The organism is Vibrio sp. 10N.261.51.A4, assembly GCF_041471945.1.
GTDB lineage: Bacteria > Pseudomonadota > Gammaproteobacteria > Enterobacterales > Vibrionaceae > Vibrio > Vibrio crassostreae_C.
Genome location: NZ_JBFRPJ010000145.1, coordinates 1 through 6,365 on the forward strand (window position 1 = coordinate 1; position 6,365 = coordinate 6,365).

Below are 6,365 nucleotides of genomic sequence, written 5' to 3' on the forward strand. Positions count from 1 at the left end.
TGCTTATCCGAACGGCATTGGGTTCAATGAACCGGGCCTTTTTCGTCAACGTATTTTAGGGCGAGACAGAGATTCAGTGATAACTCAGTTAGCCGTTCACGATCTGTGGGAACACGCGAACCAGTTTGATGCGGTTCTCTTCAAGCTCAACAATTTCCATTGGGTGGCTGGCAACCTGAACACTCAGGTGACTCTCAGGAATATCTTCAAGATGTTCCAGTATCAAACCATTCAGCGTTCTTGGGCCATCGGTAGGCAGTGCCCACTGTAAGCCTTTGTTGATATCTCGGATATTGGCACTGCCTTCAATCAAGAAGCTGCCATCGCTTTGCGGAGTAATCTCTTCAGATAAGCTTGGGGTGATTGAGGTGGTAAACTCACCTACGATCTCTTCTAGAATATCTTCTAATGTAACCAAACCATTGATGTCGCCATACTCATCAACAATCAAACCGATGCGCTGCTTATTGCGTTGAAACTTAAGCAGTTGAATATTGAGTGGTGTCGCTTCAGGAATAAAGTAGATCTCATCCGCGGCACGCAACAGGGTTTCTTTATTGAATTCGTTCTTTTCAAGCATCAGACGGTAAGCTTCACGCAGCCTAAGCATGCCGACCACTTCATCTATTTGGTCACGGTACAGCACTACGCGACCATGAGGCGAGTGGGTAAGTTGACGAACGATCGATTTCCAGTCGTCATTGATGTCGATACCAGTAATCTCATTACGCGGCACCATGATGTCGTTCACGGTGACGTGCTCTAAATCCAGAATAGACACCAACATATCTTGGTGACGTTGAGGGATTAAGCTACCGGCTTCATTTACCACGGTTCTAAGCTCTTCGGAGCTCAAGTGGTCGGTTGCATCATGGCTGGCTTTAACGCCTAAGATACGAATGAAGCCGTTGGTAATGAAGTTCACTAAGATCACCAATGGTGATAGCACCTTCATCAGTATCATCAAAAGGATACTACTCGCGTAAGAGACACGTTCAGGAAATAGAGAAGCGATGGTCTTTGGGGTTACCTCGGCGAATACTAGGATCACGAGAGTCAGGGTACCAGTAGCGATAGCCACACCGATATCCCCGTAGATGCGCATACCAAGAATAGTAGCGATCGCAGATGCAAGAATGTTGACGAGATTGTTGCCGATGAGAATGAGGCCAATCAATCTGTCTGGGCGGTTCAGAAGTTTTTCTACGCGTTTGGCACCTTTATGACCCGTATTGGCCAAGTGCTTTAAACGGTAGCGGTTCAAGGACATCATGCCCGTTTCGGAACCAGAGAAATAACCAGAAATTACAATGAGACACGCGAGTAGCGCAAATAAGATACCCGTTGATATGTCGTCCAAAACTATTCTTTTCCTATTTGTGTATCTTGATTAATTTATGACCGAACATGGTCGAGATGTCAATTGAATCTAACGGACTCAATATTTTAAAGGCAAGGTGTGTGAGACCTTGCCTTTATTTTACAGACTAGTTCAGGATGATTTCCTGAACGAAGCGGCTACCGAAGTAGGCCAATGTGAGCATGCTGGCGCCGGCAAGTGCGAACCAAGTGACTTTCTGTCCACGCCAACCTTTTTGGTAGTGACCCCATAAAAGGATGGAGTAGATAACCCAAGCGATAAAAGACAATACCGCTTTGTGCGCCTTTCCTTGAGCAAACATATCTTGTACGAAGATAAGGCCAGTCAGCAAAGTACCCGTTAATAAACCATTACCAATCAGAATGATCTTGAAAAGCTGTCTCTCTACCATCATTAAAGGAGGTAGGTTAGGGTTAATCACTAAGGCTTTTTTCTTTTTAAGCTTGTGATCAAGCCACGCGAGTTGCAAGGCGTATAACGCACCGATAGTAAGCGTCGCGTATGAGAACAAGGCCAAAGAGATGTGTACGAGCAGTTTCGGGTCATTCTCTAGATGTTTGATGAAGGTACTTGGAAGAAACGTTGCTGCCATGAGGTTAAGCGCTGCGAAACTATAAACAACAGGCAAGATGAACCACAAGCGGGTTTTGAGCATTGCACCGCTCATTACCACAGATATGATTAAACTGATTAATGAAGCAACGTTCAAGATACTGAGGTTTTGGCCACTGGCATTAAAAATCAAATCGCCAAGCAACCAAGCATGGAAAGCTAGAGCAAGTAATGCGCTGATAAACACCGTTTTTACACGGATTCCTGTTTGGTGCACGAGACCTGGAATGATCGTGGAAATCGCCATTGTATAAAGAAAGGCTGCTGCGATCGCAATAAGACTGTCCATGGTATCCATTTTAATGATTACTAATTGGCGAATTATACCTCGCATCGCTCTTTGGGGCTATGGCGAACCTCATTCAATTCCAAGTGAATAATGTCTCACATCACAAGCACGGATGATTAACGCTCTACAACGGGTATGACTCTAATCCGCGCTAATGTATACTCACAGTAATAGTCGCAGTTTTGAGCGAAGAGAAAACTATGTTTGATAATTTAACGGATCGTCTATCCAAAACGCTGAAGAACATCAGCGGTAAAGGTCGTCTGACCGAAGACAATATTAAAGAGACGCTGCGTGAAGTACGTATGGCGCTACTTGAAGCCGACGTTGCACTGCCCGTTGTCCGCGATTTTGTTAAGCGCGTAAAAGAAGGCGCTGTGGGTGTTGAGGTTTCTAAATCTCTAACGCCTGGTCAAGAATTCATTAAGATCGTTCAAGCTGAACTTGAAGCGGTGATGGGTGAGTCTAACGAGGCTCTTAACCTAGCAGCGCAGCCGCCAGCCGTTATCTTAATGGCGGGTCTACAAGGTGCGGGTAAAACCACATCGGTAGGTAAGCTATCTAAGCTTCTAACTGAGCGTGACAAGAAGAAAGTCTTGGTTGTGTCTGCCGACGTTTACCGTCCAGCGGCGATCAAACAGCTTGAAACGTTAGCAAGCGATGTTGGCGTAGACTTCTTCCCATCTTCAGCTGATCAAAAGCCTCTTGATATTGCAAACGCTGCAATCGACCACGCGAAGAAGAAATTCTACGACGTGCTACTTGTCGATACTGCGGGTCGTTTGGCTATCGATGAAGAGATGATGGGCGAGATCAAAGAGCTTCATACTGCAATTAAACCAGTAGAGACACTGTTCGTTGTTGATGCAATGACAGGTCAAGATGCTGCGAACACTGCAAAAGCCTTTGGTGATGCGTTACCACTAACCGGTGTTATCTTGACGAAAGTTGATGGTGATGCGCGTGGTGGTGCTGCTCTGTCTGTTCGTCATATCACAGGCAAGCCGATTAAATTCTTGGGTGTTGGTGAAAAGACTGACGCACTAGAACCGTTCCACCCAGATCGTGTTGCTTCTCGTATCTTAGGTATGGGCGACGTACTGTCTCTTATTGAAGACCTACAGAAAAACGTTGATACCGAGAAAGCAGAGAAACTGGCTAAGAAGTTCAAAGAGAAGAAAGGCTTTGACCTTGAAGACTTCCGTGAACAGCTAGGTCAGATGCAAAACATGGGCGGCATGATGGGCATGATGGATAAGCTTCCAGGCATGTCTCAGCTACCAGATAACGTTAAAGATAAAGTTGATGACAAGATGTTCAAGCAGATGGAAGCGATCATCAACTCTATGACCATGAAAGAGCGTCAACGCCCTGACTTAATCAAAGGCTCACGCAAAAAGCGTATTGCCGCTGGTTCTGGTACACAGGTACAAGATGTAAACCGTATGCTTAAGCAGTTCACCCAAATGCAGAAGATGATGAAGAAGATGCAGAAAGGTGGCATGAAAGGCATGATGCGCAACATGCAAGGCATGATGGGCGGCGGTGGAGGTATGGGCGGAATGGGTGGTGGCTTTAACCCGTTTGGTCGATAATCTACAAATGTAAGCTTTAGCTACGTTACTTTTCATAGTGTTAGCCGTGTCACAGAAAGTGTACGGCAGCTATGTTGGTGAAAAAATAGCTAAAGCCCTTGCATTGCACCGGAATAAGAGTAAAATTCCGGGGCTTTAATTTGGCACGAGACCCCAAGCTATTTACTTATACTTGGGGTTAATTATTTTATTAAGAAAGCAAAGAGGACGACATGGTAACCATTCGTTTGGCACGTCACGGTGCAAAGAAGCGCCCATTTTATCAAATCGTAGTTGCGGATAGCCGTAACGCTGCAACTGGCCGTTTCATCGAGAAAGTAGGTTTCTTTAACCCTACTGCTCAAGGTCAAGAAGAAGGTCTACGTCTAGACCTAGATCGTGTTAACCACTGGGTTGGTCAAGGCGCATCTCTATCTGATCGTGTAGCTAAGCTAGTTAAAGACGCTCAAAAAGCGGCTTAATTCTTTTTTAAAGAGAAATAGCTTATGTCGATGAAGGGTAAAGAAACTATGAGCGAGCAAAATAATAGAATTGTCATGGGTAAACTTGGGTCTACCTATGGTATTCGTGGCTGGCTCAAAGTGTTCTCCTACACAGACAATGCTGAAAGCATATTTGATTACAGCCCTTGGTATTTAAACCTAAAGGGTAAGTGGGTTGAGTACAAAGTTGAGAGCTGGAAACGTCATGGCCAAGGTTATGTATGTAAGCTAGCGGGATTAGATGTTCGTGAAGACGCGCAACTGATGACTAACTTTGAAATTGCTATTGACCCTGCTTCGTTACCTGAATTGTCAGAAGATGAATTCTACTGGCGCGAATTGTTTGGTATGCAAGTTTTTACAACTAAAGGCTACAACCTTGGTGAGGTCACTGACCTATTAGAAACTGGCTCGAACGATGTTCTAGTAATCAAAGCAAATCTTAAAGATGCTTTTGGCCAAAAGGAACGGTTAGTACCGTACCTTGAAGAGCAAGTGATCAAGAAAGTTGATCGCGAAGCTCGCCGGATCGAAGTTGACTGGGATCCTGGATTCTAACTCCAAATTACAGAGCGAGAGAACACATGTGGGTTGGCGTAATTAGCCTGTTTCCTGAAATGTTCCGTTCTGTTACTGATTTTGGAGTAACAGGTCAAGCGGTTAAGAAAGGTCTTTTATCTATTGAGACATGGAATCCTCGTGATTTCACTCATGATAAACATCGCACTGTTGATGACAGACCTTACGGTGGTGGTCCTGGCATGTTAATGATGGTTCAGCCTTTGCGCGACGCTATCAAAACTGCCAAGCAAGCAGCACCGGGGAAGACGAAAGTTATCTATCTTTCACCTCAAGGTCGTAAACTCGACCAAAAAGGTGTTGAAGAGCTGGCAACAAACGAGAATTTACTTCTTATTTGTGGTCGCTATGAAGGGGTAGATGAGCGCATCATTCAATCTGAAGTCGACGAAGAATGGTCGATTGGCGATTTTGTGATGACGGGTGGTGAGCTACCAGCCATGACGTTGATTGATTCAGTATCTCGGTTTGTTCCGGGTGTACTTGGAGATTTCGCTTCAGCAGAAGAAGATTCTTTTGCAAATGGTTTGCTAGATTGTCCCCATTATACGCGCCCTGAGGTGCTAGACGATAAAGATGTGCCATCGGTACTCAAGTCTGGAAACCATAAGGATATTCGTCGCTGGCGGTTGAAACAATCGCTGGGCCGAACTTGGCTAAGAAGACCAGAACTCCTGGAAAACCTAGCTCTGACTGACGAACAGGAACAATTACTGGCTGAATTCATTAAAGAGCATCGCTCTTAACGAAAAGCAAGCAGTAACCTATTAAATTTAGTATCAGTTTATTCTAGGAATTTATACAAATGAGCAACATCATCAAGGCTCTTGAAGAAGAGCAACTAAAATCAGACCTTCCTAAATTCGCACCAGGTGACACTGTTGTAGTTCAGGTTAAGGTAAAAGAAGGTGACCGTGAGCGTCTACAGGCTTTCGAAGGCGTTGTAATCGCTATTCGTAACCGTGGTCTACACTCTGCATTCACAGTTCGTAAGATCTCGAACGGTGAAGGCGTAGAGCGTGCGTTCCAAACTCACTCTCCAATGGTTGATAGCATCGAAGTTAAACGCCGTGGTGCAGTACGTCGTGCCAAGTTGTACTACCTACGTGAGCGTTCTGGTAAGTCAGCTCGTATTAAAGAGAAGCTTACTAAGAAGTAATTCTTTTTGCATTCTATCGATAAAAGCGGAGCCATTTGGCTCCGCTTTTTTGTGTCTGTTATTTAGAGCTTAGCAGGTAAGAGATCCCCAATTCGCTCGTACCTCACTCTTGAGGATGACAAACCAGACGAAACTCATATTTAACCGTCATTCCCTAGACTGACGAAGGAAGGAGTAGGTAATCTCTACTAGCGCCGTGTTATAGGCAATAAAAAAGGATTGACGTTAAACGCCAACCCTTCAAAATTTACTCGCTACTCGCTACTCG

7 protein-coding genes are annotated in these 6,365 nt (G+C 44.8%); 5 read left to right on the top strand and 2 right to left on the bottom strand.

Annotated elements, in window-relative coordinates:
* Nucleotides 1–88: 88 nt before the first annotated feature.
* Together AB4384_RS23245 and AB4384_RS23250 are read right to left on the bottom strand one after the other, a co-directional pair.
* Nucleotides 89–1,360: an HlyC/CorC family transporter gene (locus AB4384_RS23245; RefSeq protein ID WP_017063233.1), complete on the bottom strand. Its 1,272-nt coding sequence runs from the start codon at nucleotides 1,358–1,360 to the stop codon at nucleotides 89–91.
* Nucleotides 1,361–1,487: 127 nt separating this feature from the next.
* Nucleotides 1,488–2,282, bottom strand: a complete 795-nt coding sequence (locus AB4384_RS23250; RefSeq protein WP_019825854.1) for an inner membrane protein YpjD — start codon at nucleotides 2,280–2,282, stop codon at nucleotides 1,488–1,490.
* A gap of 200 nt (nucleotides 2,283–2,482) precedes the next feature.
* On the opposite strand from AB4384_RS23250, the gene ffh reads away from it, so the two are divergent.
* The 5 genes from ffh to rplS all read left to right on the top strand — a co-directional run bounded on the left by ffh (nucleotide 2,483) and on the right by rplS (nucleotide 6,097).
* Nucleotides 2,483–3,877: a signal recognition particle protein gene (ffh, locus tag AB4384_RS23255; RefSeq protein WP_010435884.1), complete on the top strand. Its 1,395-nt coding sequence runs from the start codon at nucleotides 2,483–2,485 to the stop codon at nucleotides 3,875–3,877.
* A gap of 212 nt (nucleotides 3,878–4,089) precedes the next feature.
* A complete protein-coding gene (gene rpsP, locus AB4384_RS23260) occupies nucleotides 4,090–4,338 on the top strand; it encodes a 30S ribosomal protein S16 (RefSeq protein ID WP_004410028.1) in 249 nt (82 codons plus the stop codon).
* 24 nt (nucleotides 4,339–4,362) lie between these two features.
* On the top strand, nucleotides 4,363–4,917 hold the full coding sequence (rimM, locus tag AB4384_RS23265) for a ribosome maturation factor RimM (protein ID WP_016768202.1): 555 nt from the start codon (nucleotides 4,363–4,365) through the stop codon (nucleotides 4,915–4,917).
* Nucleotides 4,918–4,943: 26 nt separating this feature from the next.
* Entirely contained in the window at nucleotides 4,944–5,684 is a 741-nt protein-coding gene (trmD, locus tag AB4384_RS23270) for a tRNA (guanosine(37)-N1)-methyltransferase TrmD (protein WP_010435912.1), read from the top strand.
* 59 nt (nucleotides 5,685–5,743) lie between these two features.
* Nucleotides 5,744–6,097 carry a 50S ribosomal protein L19 gene (gene rplS / locus AB4384_RS23275; protein WP_004735514.1) on the top strand — a complete coding sequence of 118 codons (354 nt, stop codon included), beginning with the start codon at nucleotides 5,744–5,746 and terminating at the stop codon, nucleotides 6,095–6,097.
* Nucleotides 6,098–6,365: the final 268 nt, after the last annotated feature.

Bases quoted from the DNA above. Each gene is read 5' to 3' on its own strand.
- AB4384_RS23250 (WP_019825854.1), bottom strand. From the start codon at position 2,282: ATGGACAGTCTTATTGCGATCGCAGCAGCCTTTCTTTATACAATGGCG.
- ffh (WP_010435884.1), top strand. From the start codon at position 2,483: ATGTTTGATAATTTAACGGATCGTCTATCCAAAACGCTGAAGAACATC.
- rpsP (WP_004410028.1), top strand. From the start codon at position 4,090: ATGGTAACCATTCGTTTGGCACGTCACGGTGCAAAGAAGCGCCCATTT.
- rimM (WP_016768202.1), top strand. From the start codon at position 4,363: ATGTCGATGAAGGGTAAAGAAACTATGAGCGAGCAAAATAATAGAATT.
- trmD (WP_010435912.1), top strand. From the start codon at position 4,944: ATGTGGGTTGGCGTAATTAGCCTGTTTCCTGAAATGTTCCGTTCTGTT.
- rplS (WP_004735514.1), top strand. From the start codon at position 5,744: ATGAGCAACATCATCAAGGCTCTTGAAGAAGAGCAACTAAAATCAGAC.